The sequence below is a fragment of the Photorhabdus africana genome (genome assembly GCF_035181445.1).
Lineage (GTDB): Bacteria > Pseudomonadota > Gammaproteobacteria > Enterobacterales > Enterobacteriaceae > Photorhabdus > Photorhabdus laumondii.
The window spans coordinates 50,269-67,179 of sequence record NZ_JAXBVE010000006.1; the positions used below are offsets into that span (position 1 = coordinate 50,269).

Annotated in this window: 19 protein-coding genes and 1 pseudogene; 13 read left to right on the plus strand and 7 right to left on the minus strand. The window is 42.6% G+C overall.

What is annotated here, in order from left to right; all coding sequences use genetic code 11:
- Window positions 1-79 precede the first annotated feature (79 nt).
- Window positions 80-871 carry a molybdenum-dependent transcriptional regulator gene (gene modE, locus SLS51_RS05095; RefSeq protein ID WP_323836142.1) on the minus strand — a complete coding sequence of 264 codons (792 nt, stop codon included), beginning with the start codon at window positions 869-871 and terminating at the stop codon, window positions 80-82.
- 182 nt (window positions 872-1,053) lie between these two features.
- On the opposite strand from modE, the gene SLS51_RS05100 reads away from it, so the two are divergent.
- From SLS51_RS05100 to modC, 4 genes are all read left to right on the plus strand, one after another.
- Complete coding sequence (locus SLS51_RS05100; protein ID WP_011145778.1) at window positions 1,054-1,188, plus strand: AcrZ family multidrug efflux pump-associated protein; 135 nt, start codon at window positions 1,054-1,056, stop codon at window positions 1,186-1,188.
- A gap of 248 nt (window positions 1,189-1,436) precedes the next feature.
- Window positions 1,437-2,207 carry a molybdate ABC transporter substrate-binding protein gene (gene modA, locus SLS51_RS05105; protein WP_323836144.1) on the plus strand — a complete coding sequence of 257 codons (771 nt, stop codon included), beginning with the start codon at window positions 1,437-1,439 and terminating at the stop codon, window positions 2,205-2,207.
- 139 nt (window positions 2,208-2,346) lie between these two features.
- Window positions 2,347-3,042 (plus strand): molybdate ABC transporter permease subunit, encoded by a 696-nt coding sequence (modB, locus tag SLS51_RS05110; protein WP_323836342.1) that lies wholly within the window; start codon window positions 2,347-2,349, stop codon window positions 3,040-3,042.
- A complete protein-coding gene (modC, locus tag SLS51_RS05115; RefSeq protein WP_323836344.1) occupies window positions 3,036-4,100 on the plus strand; it encodes a molybdenum ABC transporter ATP-binding protein ModC in 1,065 nt (354 codons plus the stop codon). Before modB ends, modC begins: the two co-directional genes overlap by 7 nt.
- Window positions 4,101-4,175: 75 nt before the next feature.
- Here modC and SLS51_RS05120 read toward each other — a convergent pair whose 3' ends face one another.
- Window positions 4,176-4,994: a pyridoxal phosphatase gene (locus SLS51_RS05120; protein WP_323836146.1), complete on the minus strand. Its 819-nt coding sequence runs from the start codon at window positions 4,992-4,994 to the stop codon at window positions 4,176-4,178.
- A gap of 145 nt (window positions 4,995-5,139) precedes the next feature.
- On the opposite strand from SLS51_RS05120, the gene pgl reads away from it, so the two are divergent.
- Window positions 5,140-6,126 (plus strand): 6-phosphogluconolactonase, encoded by a 987-nt coding sequence (gene pgl / locus SLS51_RS05125; RefSeq protein WP_323836147.1) that lies wholly within the window; start codon window positions 5,140-5,142, stop codon window positions 6,124-6,126.
- Window positions 6,127-6,322: 196 nt separating this feature from the next.
- Here the strand turns inward: pgl and SLS51_RS05130 are convergent.
- Window positions 6,323-6,509, minus strand: a pseudogene (locus SLS51_RS05130) (helix-turn-helix domain-containing protein); the annotation flags it as partial.
- A 171-nt stretch (window positions 6,510-6,680) separates the two neighbouring features.
- On the opposite strand from SLS51_RS05130, the gene SLS51_RS05135 reads away from it, so the two are divergent.
- The 4 genes from SLS51_RS05135 to SLS51_RS05150 all read left to right on the plus strand — a co-directional run bounded on the left by SLS51_RS05135 (window position 6,681) and on the right by SLS51_RS05150 (window position 8,833).
- Window positions 6,681-7,352, plus strand: coding sequence for a DUF2384 domain-containing protein (locus SLS51_RS05135; RefSeq protein ID WP_323836149.1), 672 nt, complete (start codon window positions 6,681-6,683; stop codon window positions 7,350-7,352).
- Window positions 7,300-8,010, plus strand: a complete 711-nt coding sequence (locus SLS51_RS05140; protein ID WP_323836151.1) for an RES family NAD+ phosphorylase — start codon at window positions 7,300-7,302, stop codon at window positions 8,008-8,010. Before SLS51_RS05135 ends, SLS51_RS05140 begins: the two co-directional genes overlap by 53 nt.
- 245 nt (window positions 8,011-8,255) lie before the next feature.
- Window positions 8,256-8,558, plus strand: coding sequence for a type II toxin-antitoxin system RelE/ParE family toxin (locus SLS51_RS05145; protein ID WP_323836153.1), 303 nt, complete (start codon window positions 8,256-8,258; stop codon window positions 8,556-8,558).
- Complete coding sequence (locus SLS51_RS05150) at window positions 8,555-8,833, plus strand: addiction module antidote protein (RefSeq protein ID WP_323836155.1); 279 nt, start codon at window positions 8,555-8,557, stop codon at window positions 8,831-8,833. The genes SLS51_RS05145 and SLS51_RS05150 overlap by 4 nt, the downstream gene beginning before the upstream one ends.
- On the opposite strand, the gene SLS51_RS05155 is transcribed toward SLS51_RS05150, so the two are convergent.
- Together SLS51_RS05155 and bioA are read right to left on the minus strand one after the other, a co-directional pair.
- Entirely contained in the window at window positions 8,830-9,282 is a 453-nt protein-coding gene (locus SLS51_RS05155; protein WP_323836346.1) for a recombinase family protein, read from the minus strand. The genes SLS51_RS05150 and SLS51_RS05155 overlap by 4 nt on opposite strands.
- Window positions 9,283-9,668: 386 nt before the next feature.
- Window positions 9,669-10,940: an adenosylmethionine--8-amino-7-oxononanoate transaminase gene (gene bioA / locus SLS51_RS05160; RefSeq protein ID WP_323836157.1), complete on the minus strand. Its 1,272-nt coding sequence runs from the start codon at window positions 10,938-10,940 to the stop codon at window positions 9,669-9,671.
- Window positions 10,941-11,034: 94 nt separating this feature from the next.
- On the opposite strand from bioA, the gene bioB reads away from it, so the two are divergent.
- The 4 genes from bioB to bioD are packed head-to-tail and all read left to right on the plus strand — an operon-like array spanning window position 11,035 to window position 14,647.
- On the plus strand, window positions 11,035-12,072 hold the full coding sequence (bioB, locus tag SLS51_RS05165; protein WP_112876161.1) for a biotin synthase BioB: 1,038 nt from the start codon (window positions 11,035-11,037) through the stop codon (window positions 12,070-12,072).
- The gene (gene bioF / locus SLS51_RS05170) at window positions 12,072-13,223 is read left to right on the plus strand and encodes an 8-amino-7-oxononanoate synthase (RefSeq protein ID WP_323836348.1); all 1,152 of its coding nucleotides are present in this window, start codon (window positions 12,072-12,074) and stop codon (window positions 13,221-13,223) included. The genes bioB and bioF overlap by 1 nt, the downstream gene beginning before the upstream one ends.
- On the plus strand, window positions 13,207-13,974 hold the full coding sequence (gene bioC / locus SLS51_RS05175; protein ID WP_323836163.1) for a malonyl-ACP O-methyltransferase BioC: 768 nt from the start codon (window positions 13,207-13,209) through the stop codon (window positions 13,972-13,974). Before bioF ends, bioC begins: the two co-directional genes overlap by 17 nt.
- On the plus strand, window positions 13,967-14,647 hold the full coding sequence (bioD, locus tag SLS51_RS05180; protein WP_323836165.1) for a dethiobiotin synthase: 681 nt from the start codon (window positions 13,967-13,969) through the stop codon (window positions 14,645-14,647). The genes bioC and bioD overlap by 8 nt, the downstream gene beginning before the upstream one ends.
- Before the next feature lie 326 nt (window positions 14,648-14,973).
- Here the strand turns inward: bioD and SLS51_RS05185 are convergent, their stop codons facing one another.
- Window positions 14,974-15,867, minus strand: a complete 894-nt coding sequence (locus SLS51_RS05185; RefSeq protein ID WP_323836167.1) for a queuosine precursor transporter — start codon at window positions 15,865-15,867, stop codon at window positions 14,974-14,976.
- Window positions 15,868-16,482: a helix-turn-helix domain-containing protein gene (locus tag SLS51_RS05190; RefSeq protein ID WP_323836169.1), complete on the minus strand. Its 615-nt coding sequence runs from the start codon at window positions 16,480-16,482 to the stop codon at window positions 15,868-15,870.
- Between the last annotated feature and the right edge of the window lie 429 nt (window positions 16,483-16,911).

The window sequence follows — 16,911 nt, forward strand, 5'->3', positions numbered from 1 at the left end:
CATTAGGGGAGGTATAAGGTACGTAACACCATAATATTCCTGGATATTCCGAATTGTTCAGTGATAATGGAGTCAATTCTTAACACAGAGTAGCAATAATCACTTGGTCAGCATTAAAAAGTGCAGTGATTTTATCTCCAGAATGTAGTTTCAGGTTATTTACTTCTTGATTGGGCAGAGTAGAACAGAGGATTTCACCGCCATCAAGAACAATAATAATTTCTGTGTTCTCTTCACCCGTTTCAATGTTACTGATTAGCCCTGTCAGGGTATTGTCGAAATGACCGATAGAGAACGGCTCTTTAGTGAGTTTCACCCAAGGCGCTTTAATGAGCGCTAATACTTCCTTACCTTTTACTAAGCCAAGACGGTTAGCACTTTGTTCTGTTAATGCCGCATTCAGTGATGTTTGACCATCTGTCAGCAAGATGCGGATATGTTGCTGCACCTGATTATGGTCACGGTCAGTAATTGTGCCAAAGAATTGGTTACGGGCGCTAGTTTGCAGAGAAAAACGGGAAATGGCCGCTAACAGACTGTCGAGGGGAAGTTGGTCATTTTTTAGCACATCAAAGGCTTTTTGCTGAATTTGTGTTAGTAGATCGTAAAGTTGCAATAGACGTTCGCCATAATGGGTAAGATTTGTCCCGCCACCGCCTTTACCACCTGTAGCACGGTCTACCAGTATTTCGTCTGCCAACTGATTCATTTCGTTAATTGCGTCCCAAGCGCTTTTATAACTGATGCCGGCCAGTTTTGCTCCCTGACTGATAGAACCCGTTATTTTAATCTGTTTTAGTAATAATATTCGCCGTGGATCTGCGAATAACCGTTGTTGTAATTTCAGTGTTAGTAGAATTTCGGCTTGCATGATAGTTTTTTTTAGTAAATATAATCGTAAATTTTTATAGGCTAACTCGAAAAACGCACGTTTAGCCGGTTACAGTTGTCTGTCTTTGTCTAGAATGGTACTAATTATAGCGGTATTATCCGCTATGGTTAAAAATGTGTTATGTTGTTGGCTCATTTAATGAGCCATTGTGTGAGGCTACCATGTTTGAGTTGATTAAAAGTATGGCTTTCGCCCTGGTCATGGTACCGGTAGTGACGGTCGGCATTTTAGGTTTAATTTATGGTCTCGGGGAACTGTTTAATATCGTTTCCCGTATTGGCCGTTCTGAAAAGTAAAACTAATATTTCTTTTACACCAGATGCTATTCTGATTACCCGGTGATTAACCGGGTAATTTGTCTTAATTAATCATAATCAGTTCCATTTTATTCATTTGGTTTTTCTATTACAGTATTTTACTTCGAATTAAATTAGATAGTAAAAGTTGCTCACAATTTGCCGATTAATATTGGAACACTCTTCCAATTGACGTTATATCTTGTTATACACGACGAACTAATAGGTAAGAAACAGGTGGAAAACAAATGAAAAAGAGTTTTGGCAAACTGCTAGTCGGCGTTGTCGTTTCTTTTGCTTTGACGTGGCAAGCATGGGCTACGGAAAAAGTCACGTTATTCGCTGCCGCCTCGTTGACTAACGCACTTGATGATATTGCGGCGCTGTATAAGCGAGAGAAAAAAGGTGAAGTGGTGGCGTCTTATGCTGCATCTTCCACTTTGGCTCGTCAGATTGAGCAAGGGGCGCCGGCAGATATTTTTATTTCCGCTGATCAACAGTGGATGGATTATGTTGCCGGGAAGAAACTGATTATTGATGAAACTCGGTTGACTATGTTGGGAAATCAACTCGTTCTGATTGCACCGAAAGCGAGTAGATTCAATAAAGTTGATATTAATAAAGAAACCAAATGGAAATCCTTATTAGAGGACGGTCGTCTTGCTGTTGGTGATCCAGATCATGTTCCAGTGGGCATTTACGCTAAAGAGTCTCTGCAATATTTGGGAGCATGGGAGAGGGTTAATCCTCTGCTGGCGCGTACCAGTAATGTGCGCAGTGGTTTGGCGCTGGTGGAGCGTGCTGAAGTTCCATTGGGCATTGTTTATGGCTCGGATGCCGTTGCCAGTGATAAAGTCAAAGTGGTGGGGGTTTTCCCGGAAGAGAGCCACAAACCTATTGAGTACCCAATGGCGATTATCAAAGATCAGAGTAATCCCACCGTTCTCGATTTTTATGAATATTTGAAAACCCCTAAAGCCGTTGAAATTTTTAAACGTTATGGTTTTCACCCACTTTAGGAATATACCCTATGGATTTCAAGATGCATCGCGACGGCAAGGGAACGAATCCCCGGGAGCATAGCAAACTCTGTGACCGGGGTGAGAGAGTGCAGCCAACAAAGAGGCAACTTGAAAGATGACGGGTATAGATTTTTTGGTGATGTTGAGTGAATACGAATGGCAAGCCATCATCCTGAGTCTGAAAGTGTCCGGTATGGCAGTGCTACTTAGTCTGCCATTTGGGATCTTGATGGCATGGATTCTTGCTCGTTTCCAGTTTCCCGGGAAATCATTACTTGACAGCATTATCCATCTGCCGCTGGTGTTACCACCCGTGGTGGTGGGTTACTTGCTGTTGATCAGTATGGGGCGTCGTGGATTTATCGGTGAATGGTTATATGACTGGTTTGGCATCAGCTTTGTGTTCAGTTGGCGTGGTGCTGCACTGGCTTCTGCTATTGTTGCTTTTCCATTGATGGTTAGGGCGATACGTCTGGCGCTGGAAGGTGTTGATCGGCGGCTGGAACAGGCTGCTCGTACTTTGGGCGCAAATCCGTTTAAGGTATTTTTTACTATCACATTGCCGCTCTCTTTGCCTGGGGTCATTGTGGGTGCTGTTTTGGCATTTGCCCGTTCATTGGGTGAATTTGGCGCAACTATCACTTTTGTATCCAATATTCCCGGCGAAACGCGGACAATCCCTTTGGCAATGTATACCTTGATTGAAACACCTGGAGCAGAAACGGCTGCGGCTCGTTTGTGCATCATTGCCATTATTTTAGCGTTGATGTCACTGATGGTTTCTGAATGGTTAACCCGTTGGGGAAGGAGACGCTTGGGAGCAACATGTTAGAGCTGGATTTTGAGCAACAACTTGGTGATCTTCATTTACAGGTCAATACACAGCTACCCACTGAGGGGATCACGGCTGTCTTTGGCCTTTCTGGCGCCGGGAAAACTTCACTGATAAATGTTATCGCCGGTTTGATACGCCCACAGAAAGGGCGGATTGTCCTCAATGATCATGTGCTGGTTGATATTGAAAAAGGTATCTGCTTGTCACCAGAGCAGCGCCGTATAGGTTATGTTTTTCAGGATGCCCGGCTTTTTCCTCACTATCGAGTAAAAGGTAATCTTCAATACGGAATGTCGCCGGAGATGAAGCCGGAATTTGATAGCATTGTTAGTTTGCTAGGAATTGAGCACTTACTATCTCGTTTTCCTCTTACCTTGTCCGGCGGTGAAAAGCAGCGGGTTGCTATCGGTCGTGCTTTATTGACAGCACCGGATCTGTTGTTAATGGATGAACCGTTGGCATCGTTGGATCTCCCCCGTAAAAGAGAACTACTGCCTTATCTTGAAAAACTTTCTGGAGAGGTCAACATCCCAATTTTATATGTCAGCCATAATCTGGATGAGATTCTTCGTCTGGCAGAAAATGTACTCGTCATGGATAACGGAAAAGTCAGGGCAACGGGAAAATTGGAAGAGGTTTGGTCCAGTAGTGCATTACGTCTTTGGTTACAAAAGGAGACTCTTAGCAGTATTCTGAATGTTTCAATGGTTGAACATCATAATCGTTATGAAATGACAGCGGTGGCACTCGCTGACCAGGCTTTATGGTTGCCGAAAATGGATGTTCAACCAGGAACTGATTTGCGTATCAGAATAGATGCTTCAGATGTTTCATTAGTACTGGAACCTCCTCGCGGCAGTAGTATCCGTAATATTTTAGCGGTGAAAGTGGTTGAGTTCTTTGATGATAGTGGACACGTTGATGTCAAATTGGTGTTGAGTGGCCACTATTTATGGGCAAGGATCACTCCGTGGGCAAGGGATGAACTTAATTTGCGGTCTGGTCAGTGGCTTTATGCTCAGATAAAAAGTGTTTCTCTTCATCGGCAATTGTAGTCTCTGCTATAAATAGCAAAGGAAAGGGGAGCTTATCGGAAGGTTCCCCGCACAGTAATCTTGTCAGACAAGCAATTAAAGAACATACTTGCGAATAACTTCGGCAATACCCGGCTGAGTATTATCCAGCGTCACCAGATCGGCTTGTTCTTTAATCGCATCCACACTGTTACCCATAGCGACACCGAGTCCAGCGGCTTTCAGCATGCTCAGATCATTAAAGTTATCACCAAAAGCAATGACATCTTTCATCTTCATTCCCTGTGCTTCAACCCACTGTTTCAAGCGCATACCTTTACTGTTACCTTTCTTAGTAATATCCACTTGATCGAACCATGACCATTCACACGAAAGACCTGTGTCATTTGCGATGTGTGCAGTCACTTCCCGCAGTTTTACTAAATCAGGAGAGCAGGTTGCAAATTTCCAGATAGACTGTACTTCGTCAATAGCATGTTGAAAGCTATTAACATGTCGCATAGTTGGGCGTTGAGATTCAGGTAGGGTTTCAGACCATTTTATGGTACGGACAACTGTGTCATACGGTTCTTCATATAACATGGCATCATCTACATACATCAGACGGTGAATATCTGTGTTTTTTAAGTGGCTGAGAACTTTTATAGCTTCTTGAGTTGACAGTGGATCTGAGGCTAAAACGCTCTTTTCATGGTAATCATACAGATAAGTACCATTACAGCAGATGGCAGGCGTGTCGAGTTGCAAAGTCTGATAAAAAGGGTGGATAGCAACATGATGACGGCCAGTAGCAATTAGCACCTTAATGCCCGCTTTACGTGCTTCGTTTAGTACAATGAGTGATTCTGGCAGGATATTTTTTTGAGGATCGAGTAGTGTACCATCCAGATCCAGTGCAATGATGCGATATGACATAAATTAGCCTCATAACTATATATAATGTAAGGATATTACATTGAAACTGAATAAAGCTACACCAATTGTGCGGTGAGTTTAACCGATAAAACCAATCGAGTCGTTACAGCACAATAAAATGGTCATGGATAATTAAGGAGTGAAGATGAAACAAGTGGTTTATACGGCGAGTCCAAACAGTTGTCAGATTCATGTTTGGAGCCTGAATAATGAAGGTGAGTTATCACTCATTCAGACAGTTGATGTACCGGGGGAAGTACAACCAATGGTGGTTAGCCCGGATCGTAAACATCTTTATGTTGGCATCCGGCCACAATTCAGTATTGTCACTTACCAGATTGGCTCTAGAGGAGAACTGGCACAACAGGGGATTTCATCAATACCGGGTAGCCCGACTCATATCTCTACTGATAAACAGGGCCGTTTTCTATTCTCTGCTTCCTATAGTTATAACAATTTGAGTGTTAGTTTAATTGATGATCAAGGTATTGTGGGCGAACCTGTTCAGGTTATTGCAGGCTTGCAAGCACCGCATTCGGCTAATATTGACTGGGATAATAAACAACTATTGGTTCCTTGTCTGAAAGAAGATCGCATCCGTATTTTTGAGATGGCAGAAGAGGGTTATCTAACAGAAAAACGTGCTGAGGAAATCACTACCGCAATGGGTGCGGGTCCTCGTCATATGGCATTTCATCCAAATCAGCAGGTGATTTATTGTATTAATGAGCTGGATTCTACAGTGGATGTTTATCGCAAGTGGGAAAAATACCGGTTTATTCAGACGATTGATTCATTGCCGGCGGATTTAGCGGGAGTTCGTTGGTCTGCAGATATTCATATTACACCGGATGGTCGTCACCTTTATACCAGTGAACGGACTTCAAGTTTGATCAGCCATTTTGTTATTTCGCAAGATGGTTCTAATTTGACGCTGGCAGGGCACTATAAAACTGAAACTCAGCCGCGTGGTTTTGCGATCGATCACAGTGGAAAATATCTGATTGCATCCGGTCAAAAGTCTGACCATATTTCAGTCTCTTCTATTGATAAATATACCGGTAAGTTGACTGAATTGACGCGCTATCCAGTAGGTAAAGGCCCAATGTGGGTCACGGTGCTGGCCCTGTGAATTTGAAAAGATTATTGGATGTTAACGGTGATCGTGTGTGCTAGTTACGGTTTAATTTGATAGGCATTGATGCAAATAACCGGTAGGCACCAGATCAAGTTTGAGCTAATGCAACACCAAATCTTGCAGTTATTCAACCGGACAGATGCAAAAATGGTTTTCTATGTCTGCCCGGTTTCACTAAACTCATCCAGTGATTGCTCCCCGACTGCTGTAACGTGATGGCGTCACATACCTTGAGCAGAGGCGTATTTGCGTGATTTCTTCGCGACCGCTAGTAGCGGTTTGAGGTCTTTGCGCGGATTTAAACTCACATCGTGACTTCTATAAGCATGCTTTTTGATGTGCAGCGCCTTGTTATACGCAAAACGGACCGCGCCGAACGGGTTGTGCATGTGATATTCACGACAAAATCCCGTTGAAAGCGCTTTGATGGAAGCCTCGTGTGATGCAACTACACCAATTCTTGTACTTTTAACAAATACGCAATATCATCCATATAACGAAAATACGCAAAATACGAACTCAAACAGATGCAGTAGGGAGGCAGTATGATGACTAAATCGCAATCCAAATCGGAGAATGTTAGCTTTGACTTTCTTTCAATTGAGTTATCAAATGACAAGGATGTTGCCAAACATATCAATTTGTCTGAAATTCCCGCTGATGAGGCAGATCAATATGTGGTAATAAAGTTGCCAAGAGCAATTGATTATCATGATATTAAGTTGGCAATAGCTAGTGCAGTAACCGCTGTCACTACATTCAATAAGAACAAACATCGGTCTGTTATGACCGAACCATCTTCAAAAATTGGATTTGCTTCCCGTAATGAAGCACGCCTTGAAAAATTAAAAAATCAGATCATTACTGATTCAGAGTGGCTGACTGCAAGTGAACTTAGCAAATTGGCCGGATCTAAATCAATGAATTCCAGCGCTGCGGCAAATCGTTTGAAAAAGTCGAAAAAAATATTCGCATTGCCAATTAATGGCAAAGACCTATTCCCATTGTATGCTCTAGACGAAGGCGGCCAACCGTTACCAGTGATAAAGAAAACCCTTGCGCTGTTTGGAGACAAAAAGACCCCTTGGTCAATCGCTATTTGGTTCGGCACACCAAATAGCTGGCTTGGTAATAAAAAACCAAAGGACCTTGTATTAACTCAACCTGATGATGTTTATATGGCAGCCAAAGAAGAAGCTGAAGGGCCGCGTCATAGTTGATGATAAAAAAGAATTTCAAGAAGATATACCGCTTCCCCCAGAGAATACAGCAGCCAAAATCCAAAAATGGAAAGCGGGTACACCTATTGAACGTATTCATAAAGCCGAGTTTAAAGGCGCTGAATTTAATCCTGGTGTTGGTAATGCCCGTTTTAGCCCGTTCAAAAATAATGGAATCTTTGTTCCAACACTCTATGGAGGTGAAAACGTAGGAGTCGCTATTATGGAGACGATTTTGCATGATATTCCACTAAATTGCGCCGGTATACCTGTTGAACTGAGTAAACTAGATGATTTAGCGTATAGCCAAATTACGCCAAAAAAAGACATCAAGTATGTGGATATCAACCCACGAATATTGAAGAAATGGGGGATTATTCAAGGCCAACTCGTAGAATCAGAAGCATCGGATTATCATATTACTCAGCTCTGGGCAGCAAAAATTTATCATGACAATCCTGATGCTCAAGCAATTCGATGGCCCTCTAAGCAGCACGGCGGTAAAGCAATAATAATTTTTGGAGATCGGGTGGAAGAAAAAGATTTGCATGTGTCTCTTGAATCAGAGTCCGCCGCTACTTCTAAAGAGGTTAACGAAAAACTTAGAGAGCTTGCAGATGAAATGGAATTGGTTTTGGTACCTACAGATATGACATGAAGGAAAGGCCATATATACCCGTCATCTTTCAAGTTGTCTGCACTCGCTCACCCCAGTCACCCCGGCCACATCGTTATCTATGCTCCCGGGGATTCACTCCCTTGCCGTCGCTCTCCAGCAAGGCTACGCAATGTTTTAATTTAAAAACAAGGGGCAGAAAAAAATGCCCCTTTATTGTGTCAGATATATTTGGCAATAAAAAAATATGGCGTATACTTTAATTATCGAAGTATAAGGGGCAAAGAATGATAACTGTATTAAGTACAGAAACATTTGATAACTGGATTGATGCCCTAAAAGACATCAGAGCAAAAACAAAGATTCAGGCACGAATTCGCAGACTGAAAAACGGTAATTCTGGCGATATAGAGCCAGTAGGGGAAGGGTTTTCAGAAATGCGGATTCATGAAGGTAAAGGCTACAGGGTTTATCTAAAAAATCACGGAAAAGTAATCGTTGTTTTGTTGTGTGGAGGAGATAAAAGTACACAGCAAAAAGATATAGCCATCGCAAAAGCCATTTACAAAGAGATTGAGGGGGAGCTATGAAACTGAAAGAATACGATATTGCAGAACACTTAAACAGTGAAGAAGAAATACAAATGTATCTTAATGAAATTATGGAAGATGGTGATCTGGAATTGGTACTGTCTGCGCTGGGTGATATTGCCAGAGCCAGAAACATGAGCGAGCTTTCAAGAGAGGTCGGTATGTCCAGAGAAGGGCTATATCATGCGCTTTCAGGAAAAGGTAATCCAACATTCAGCGCTATGATGAAAATAACAAAAGCGTTAGGGCTGAAACTCCACTTCACAGGGGCTTAATTGCCCCTTTTTAATCGGAAGTAAGTAGCGCGGGAAATCCCCGTTCTTTCCATGACAATCTTAGTAGGTTGGTTCTGGCGGATAAGTTCCTGGGCTATTGCCGATTTCTTGTGTGGTTTTCGTCCAAATTTAACGCCCGATTCCATAGCGGCAACCCGGCCATCGTTGGTGCGTTCAAGGATGCGTTCCCGTTCAGCCTCTGCAACGGCGGCTAGTATTTGAATCACCATTTTCCCCATTGAGCCTTCAGTGCTGAGGCCATTTTCAAGAAAACGAATGGCAATGCCTTTTTTATAACAGGCATCCACAATGTGGATCATGTCGGAAGTGTTGCGGCCCAGACGGTCCATTTTAGTACAGATGATGATGTCATCTTTTTCTGCCCGTGTAAGAAGCCGTTGCAAACCTTTCCGCTCGTCCGTTGCCCCCGATATCATGTCAGTGAAAATACGATCTTGGAGAGCATAAAAATTCTATGGTCGCCCTCGTTTTTGCAACACTTATTTTGATGAATTTTGGGCTTGCTTAAATCTATCCGGCGTCACTATAGGCAAGGAGCCTGCGCCTCGATGAGTTCCGCGCCTGATGAACCTTAAAACTGTGCCGGCTTCAAGGAGCCAATTTTTATGTTAGGTTTCTCATCAGGCCGGTAGGCCGTTCATGTCATCAATTATCAGTCTTCGCAAAACCAGTGGGTATAAGTACAGAAAAACAGCCAGTCAGTTACTTAACTGACTGACATTACCCAATTAGGAGCCTTTTTTGATCGAACTGAAACTTAGCTTTATTAACTGCTCAGCAATAAATTCAGAAGAATTTATTTAATAAAGGAAAATTACAAATTAATTGCACCAGAGACAGCCTTTGTCAGGCGTGAAAGTTGCTCCGGTTGAATAATATAAGGTGGCATCAAATAAATCAGCTTGCCAAATGGTCTTATCCAGACACCTTGAGAAACAAAATGGTGTTGTAGCACCGCCATATTCACGGGCTGTTCCATCTCTACGACGCCAATTGCACCTAATACCCGAACATCAGCCACTTTTGCATGGTGTTTTAGTGGCATCAGCGCACTCTTTAATTGGTTTTCAATTGATTTAATCCGTTGTTGCCAAGGGCTTTGTAATAATAAGTTCAAACTGGATTCTGCTACGGCACAAGCTAATGGATTGCCCATAAATGTTGGGCCATGCATAAAACAGCCTGCTTCACCATTGCTAATTGTTTCAGCTATCTTACGGGTTGTCAGTGTTGCTGATAGTGTCATATAGCCGCCTGTCAGCGCTTTCCCTACACATAAGATATCTGGCTCAATTTCAGCATGTTCACAAGCAAACAATTTTCCTGTGCGGCCAAAGCCGGTGGCGATTTCATCCGCAATTAATAGGATCTGATGCTGATCACAAAGCATTCTGACCTGACGCAGATATTCAGGATGATAAATTCGCATTCCTCCAGCACCCTGTACGATAGGTTCAAGGATCACCGCGGCAATATCAAGGGCATGCTGCTCCAGCAAAGTGCGAAATGGCATGATATCCCGCTCGTCCCATTGAGAATCAAACCCGCACTGAGGCGATTCGGCAAATAGATGGGGTGGCAGATAGCCTTTGTAGAGATTATGCATTGAATTGTCGGGATCACAGACAGACATAGCGCCGAATGTGTCACCGTGGTAACCGTGCCGTAATGTCAAAATCCGCTGACGTTTCTCACCTTTTGCTTGCCAGTATTGCCATGCCATTTTCAGAGCCACTTCCACTGCGACAGAACCTGAATCAGCCAGAAAAACACATTCCAGTGATGGCGGGGAGATTGCCACTAATTGCCTGCAAAGTGCGATTGCGGGTGGATGGGTAATTCCGCCAAACATGACATGGGACATGTTATCAATCTGAATTTTAGCGGCTTGGTTCAGTACCGGATGGTTATATCCATGAATGGCAGCCCACCAGGAAGACATGCCATCCACCAGCTTACGGCCATCAGCCAACTCTAGTTCCATCCCAGAAGCGCCAACGACAGGGTAAACCGGAAGAGGATTGGTCATGGAGGTGTAGGGATGCCAAATATGGCGTAGATCAAATTCAATATCGGAAGAAGTCATAAAGCTTAACGTAAACCAATTTTATTAAAATTGGTTGACAGTATAACGGCATTATTTAAACTGACTAGACTTTTTTCACACTGGAGATGTTATTGTGATTGAGCGTAAGCAATGGACAATTAAGCAGGCGCAAGAGCTGTTTGATAAACCTTTTTTCGAATTATTATTTCAAGCACAGCAGGTTCATCGTATTTACTTTGACCCACAGCAAGTACAGGTCAGTACACTACTTTCCATCAAAACCGGGGCTTGCCCGGAAGATTGCAAATATTGCCCGCAAAGCTCCCGTTACAAAACAGGTCTTGAAAAAGAGCGGTTGATGGAAGTGGAACAGGTGATTGATTCTGCTCGTAAGGCTAAAAATGCGGGTTCAACACGTTTTTGTATGGGGGCCGCGTGGAAAAATCCCCATGAGAGGGATATGCCTTATCTGGAGAAAATGGTTAAGGAAGTCAAAGCATTGGGAATGGAAACCTGCATGACACTGGGCATGCTCAATGGTTTACAAGCGCAGCGGCTGGCGGATGCAGGATTAGATTACTACAACCACAACCTGGATACCTCCCCGGAATTTTATGGCAACATCATTACGACTCGGACCTATCAGGACAGATTGGATACCCTTGATAAAGTACGGGAGGCCGGAATAAAAGTATGTTCTGGTGGTATTGTTGGTCTGGGTGAGGCGATACGTGATCGGGCTGCGTTATTGGTACAACTGGCAAATTTGCCAAAACCGCCGGAGAGTGTACCCATCAACATGTTGGTTAAAGTCAAAGGCACGCCATTGGCTGAGAACGAAGATGTAGACCCTTTCGATTTTATCCGCACGATTGCTGTTGCCAGGATCATGATGCCGTCTTCTCATGTTCGGTTATCCGCAGGTCGTGAACAGATGAACGAACAGACACAGGCAATGTGTTTTATGGCTGGCGCTAATTCCATTTTCTATGGTTGTAAGTTGCTCACTACACCTAACCCGGCGGAAGATAAAGATTTACAACTATTTCGCAAGTTGGGCATTAATCCTCAGCAGACTCAGACAGCATTTGGTGATAATCAGCAACAGCAGCATTTGGCAGAAGCCATTATCAATGCGGATAACGAACAATTTTATAATGCGGCATTATGATGAATTGGTCATCTTATCTTTCCCGGCAATTGTCTGAGCGTCGGGATACTTCGCTATGGCGTCAGCGGCAGGTCAATCAGAAATCAGATGGGCGTTTCCTGTATGCCACTGATGGCAAATATCTTAATTTTTCCAGTAATGATTACCTTGGATTAAGTGCAAATCCCGCAATCATTTCCGCATGGCAGCGGGGCGCTGAACAATATGGTGTTGGTAGTGGAGGTTCAGGTCATATTACGGGTTATACAAAGGCTCATCAGCTATTGGAACAACAATTGGCTGACTGGTTGGGTTATCCAAAAGCATTACTGTTTATTTCGGGGTATTCTGCGAATCAGGGGGTCATTGCCGCGTTAATGACGGAACAGGATCGGATTATTGCCGATCGTCTGAGTCATGCTTCATTAATGGAAGCAGCTATGCATTCCCCTGCTCAGCTACGGCGTTTTCTGCATAATCAACCTGCATCACTTGCAAATTTACTGGCAACGCCTTGTGTTGGAAAGACGTTGGTGGTAACCGAAGGTGTGTTCAGTATGGATGGTGACTGCGCACCGCTAGCCGATATTCATCAGCAAACCAGAATTTCTGGCAACTGGTTAATGGTGGATGATGCTCACGGTATTGGTGTCTGTGGTGAACAGGGAAGGGGAAGCTGCTGGCAACAGAAAGTAAAACCAGAAATCCTGATTGTCACTTTTGGCAAAGCATTTGGGTTGAGTGGTGCAGCGGTGCTTTGTGATGAGCAGACGGCAGAATATCTCATCCAGTATGCCCGTCATCTGATCTACAGCACTTCTATGCCTCCCGCACAGGCTCAGGCGCTTTCTGAAGCTGTTCGGCAGATACAATCTGGTGATGAATTGCGCCAACGATTGCAGCAGAATATCAATGACTTCCGTCGGCAAGCTCAGAAACTGCCATTCAATTTGACAGATTCAACTACCGCAATTCAGCCATTGATTGTGAGTGATAACGAGCTGAGTGTATCCTTATCTCAGTATCTGCAACAAAAAGGGATTTGGGTTAAAGCGATCCGTCCACCAACAGTACCGCCGGGCAGCGCCAGATTACGTATTACTTTGACGGCCAGCCATATGCCACAGGATATTGATATGTTGATGGAGGCGTTGCATGGGTTCCGTAGCTGAATTTGCCAATAAACAGGCGATTGCGGGAGCGTTTGGACGAGCGGCCGCCAATTATGATGTGGTAGCGAAATTACAGCAGCAAACCGGTGAATTCCTCATGCAACAAGTTGGTGAGCATTCCGGCAAATTAGTATTGGATGCAGGTTGCGGTACCGGTTTTTTTAGTCACCGCTGGCGACAACAGGGGAAGCAGGTTATTGGGCTGGATTTGGCATCAGGCATGTTAGCTCATGCCCGTAAGCAATTGGCGGCTGACTATTATTTACAAGCGGATATTGAACATTTAGGGCTTGCTGACAGCAGTGTTGATATCTGTTTCAGTAATCTGGTTGTTCAGTGGTGTGATGATTTATCCCGCGCGTTAAGAGAACTTTATCGGGTAACCCGCCCGGGTGGATTGATTCTGTTTTCCACCTTGGCTAAAGGTTCATTGCATGAATTGAAGCAAGCTTGGAGTGTGGTTGATAACTACCATCATATTAATCAGTTCCTGCCGCAACAGACAATTAAAGATGCCTGTCAAGGGTTCCGGCATTGTCTTATTAGTCAGGTTTATCGTCAGCAATATTCTCATATATTGCCGCTATTGGGTTCTCTGAAAGGGATTGGTGCGACTCACCTTCATGATGGGCGACAGCAAGGACTAATGACGCGTGGACGGCTGACTGCTCTGGAACAGGCTTATCCACGAGAAAATGAACAGTTACCTCTTAGCTATCAGGTTGTTTTTGGAGTGATTCATCGTGACTAAGCGCTGGTTTTTGGCGGGTACAGATACCGAAGTGGGTAAAACAGTTGTCAGTTGTGCTTTGTTACAAGCGGCAACTAAAGCAGGATATAAAACAGCAGGTTATAAACCCGTTGCTTCTGGTAGTGAAATAACACCGGTAGGTGTTCGTAATTCCGATGCATTGGCATTGCTGGCAAATAGTTCTGTGTCTTTACAATATGAAGAAGTGAATCCGTTAGTATTTGTTGAAGCAACATCACCGCATATTGCCAGTGATGACTTGAATCAACCTATTGATTTTACTGTTATGTCTACGGGGTTGCATCAGTTAGAAAAGAAAGCAGACTGGGTTTTAGTTGAGGGTGCTGGTGGTTGGTATACCCCTCTATCAGAATCGGTGACTTTTGCTGACTGGGTGGTTAAAGAGCAACTGCCGGTTATTTTGGCAGTGGGAATGAAGTTGGGCTGTATTAATCATGCGATACTTACCGTGGAGGCTATTATAGGTTCAGGATTACATTTTGCAGGCTGGATAGCTAATGAGGTTGAACCCGCAGGCAAACGTCAGCAAGAATATTTGGCGACATTAGAGCGTATGTTACCTGCTCCTTTATTAGGTACGATTCCTCATTTAACGCAAGAATATTTTAATCATTTAGGGGGATATATAGATTTAAAATTACTGGTTAATTGAGTTATTAATTTGAAAATTTAATCTGGTGGAATATTCTTTCAATGTCATGATTACACTATTCATATCTATATTTTTGGCAATGAATATACCCTATGGATTTCAAGATGCATCGCGACGGCAAAGGAGCGAATCTCCGGGAGCATCGATAACGATGTGACCGAGTGCAGCCAACAAAGAGGCAACTTGAAAGATAACGGGTATATATGGATTTTACTGTTGATGATATGTAAAGGGTTATGCTAGGACAATATGCCGGAATGATATCCCGGCATAAAAATGATATTTTTCAACGATTTTTCTCTATTCTGATAAAACGTTATCTCTATTTATACTTCAGCGAGTTTTTTATGCATTGGCGCATCTGCTGGCTGATTTATATAATTTCTGAATATCTTCCTTACCAGATAAATAGGGCCTACACCCAGGATAGAATAAGCCACTTTAATGAGGAACTGGGCGATAATCATTTCTTTTATGATATCTATGCCGAGAACACCATAGAAAGCGATTGAACAGAATATTATACTATCGAATGCTGAGGCGATAACAGTACTGGTTATTACTCGCAGGAAAAGATACTTTGAGTTTGTGAGAGATTTTATTTTGCAGAGGAGATATGAGTTTATATTCTCAGAGATAAAATAAGCAAGAGATGATGCCAGTAATACTGATACGATACTATTCACTATTCCATTATAAGTCGCACTAAACTCCCATCCAGGAACACCCGGCATCAGTGCGGTTCCCCAAAGTCCTAGAACAAATAATAAGTTCGCTGCAAAAGAGATAATAATCGTTCTTCTTGCCAGACGTAATCCATAGAATTCGTTTAGAATGTCGACCAGCAAGAAGGTTATAGGGTAAATAAAAACCCCAGGAGGCGTGACAATATCAAGGATCGGGATATGAATGGGCTTCACACCACATATGGTAGAGAAAATATAGATAACACTGAGTGCGATGCTAATGAGTAAATAGGCTTGCCATGAACGCTCATGACGATCCCCAAGTTCATAAGCTGTTACGATATTACTGTGGCTGTATAGTTTCCGGTATATCGTACTGAGCTCATGTCTGCTCAAATCTTCTGAAATATCACTGTCAACGAGCTCTTTTAACCCCATAGTAATGGTCTTACCTGTCGCTAGCACCATGACATTTGCCGATAATTTACCGTATCTTGAAAACCCCAGTAACTTAAATTTTTGATTTGCTGTCATTTATAGTCTTTCTCCTACGATGTAGCCCAAAAAATGAGCATTTCTGTAGGGTTTCCTATCGAGGCTGTCATCATTTTTCTCTTGCCGGATAAAGAACCCCATTTCCTTAGAGTAATACAATAATGGCGTATTGGTGACTAATGCGGGGGGACGTTTTATGATGATCACCTCACCGGGTATGAATATATCTTCTATTGCCGATTCGACTTTAAGAGCCAACATGTTTGATTCATCACCAAAGAAATAGGTTAGCGGATACTCGGTAACAAGTTGACCTATTTTTTTCTCAGAAACGGCTAAAAATTCAGATTGTGGAACGATAGGGATAGCCGAAGGATTTTTATTGCCTTCGGTTGAAAGTGTTTCATTGAGGCGTTCTAATTGTTCAAGGTCATAATATTCTATTTCTTCACAGGAAACACCGAAAAAATCGGAGATCCGAAGAACAGTAGATTGTTGAACGTTATTGACTTGTCCTTCCAGAATTTTATAAATGGTGGTACGGGTCAATCCTGTTCGATTGGAAAAAGAGCTCTTGGTTTCTCCACGGGTACGTATCAAATATTCTATATTTTTAATGATATTTGTTTTTCGCTGTGCATTAGACGTTTTCATGAGAATCCTTTATGTAAAGATAACAGCATTACTATATATTACTTGATGGTATTGTCCAGTGTGAAAAAACCACCTATTGTGATAATTTATTGATTTTACTTTTAATATCTTATTTTTATGATTATCTATATTAGCACATCCTATATTAGAAAATGCTCATGGATTTACCTTTATATTCTAAAAATGAAAGTTAAATCATATAATTAAGTGAAATTCATTGTAAAGTTTACACAAAACTGAACTTTATGTTTATTTTTGTGTTGACTTTATGGGTTTTATTATAATAATGTTAAATTGTGTTGATGTGTTTTTGGGTCACCAGATAGCATCAAACAAAATATTATTCTTATTATAAATCTCTCGGGGGAGAGCGACTTTATCCTTTGAGTTTGGAAGTGGATTGTTTTTTTAGCACTAGGGAATTTCAAG

Excerpts from the sequence above, each read along its gene's own strand:
- SLS51_RS05100 (WP_011145778.1), top strand. The coding sequence starts at position 1,054 with ATGTTTGAGTTGATTAAAAGTATGGCTTTCGCCCTGGTCATGGTACCG.
- SLS51_RS05120 (WP_323836146.1), bottom strand. The coding sequence starts at position 4,994 with ATGTCATATCGCATCATTGCACTGGATCTGGATGGTACACTACTCGAT.
- SLS51_RS05190 (WP_323836169.1), bottom strand. The coding sequence starts at position 16,482 with ATGAAAACGTCTAATGCACAGCGAAAAACAAATATCATTAAAAATATA.
- bioC (WP_323836163.1), top strand. The coding sequence starts at position 13,207 with ATGGGTTCCGTAGCTGAATTTGCCAATAAACAGGCGATTGCGGGAGCG.
- modA (WP_323836144.1), top strand. The coding sequence starts at position 1,437 with ATGAAAAAGAGTTTTGGCAAACTGCTAGTCGGCGTTGTCGTTTCTTTT.
- modE (WP_323836142.1), bottom strand. The coding sequence starts at position 871 with ATGCAAGCCGAAATTCTACTAACACTGAAATTACAACAACGGTTATTC.
- SLS51_RS05185 (WP_323836167.1), bottom strand. The coding sequence starts at position 15,867 with ATGACAGCAAATCAAAAATTTAAGTTACTGGGGTTTTCAAGATACGGT.
- SLS51_RS05140 (WP_323836151.1), top strand. The coding sequence starts at position 7,300 with ATGATGTTTATATGGCAGCCAAAGAAGAAGCTGAAGGGCCGCGTCATA.
- modC (WP_323836344.1), top strand. The coding sequence starts at position 3,036 with ATGTTAGAGCTGGATTTTGAGCAACAACTTGGTGATCTTCATTTACAG.
- pgl (WP_323836147.1), top strand. The coding sequence starts at position 5,140 with ATGAAACAAGTGGTTTATACGGCGAGTCCAAACAGTTGTCAGATTCAT.
- bioA (WP_323836157.1), bottom strand. The coding sequence starts at position 10,940 with ATGACTTCTTCCGATATTGAATTTGATCTACGCCATATTTGGCATCCC.
- SLS51_RS05150 (WP_323836155.1), top strand. The coding sequence starts at position 8,555 with ATGAAACTGAAAGAATACGATATTGCAGAACACTTAAACAGTGAAGAA.
- SLS51_RS05135 (WP_323836149.1), top strand. The coding sequence starts at position 6,681 with ATGACTAAATCGCAATCCAAATCGGAGAATGTTAGCTTTGACTTTCTT.
- bioF (WP_323836348.1), top strand. The coding sequence starts at position 12,072 with ATGAATTGGTCATCTTATCTTTCCCGGCAATTGTCTGAGCGTCGGGAT.
- SLS51_RS05145 (WP_323836153.1), top strand. The coding sequence starts at position 8,256 with ATGATAACTGTATTAAGTACAGAAACATTTGATAACTGGATTGATGCC.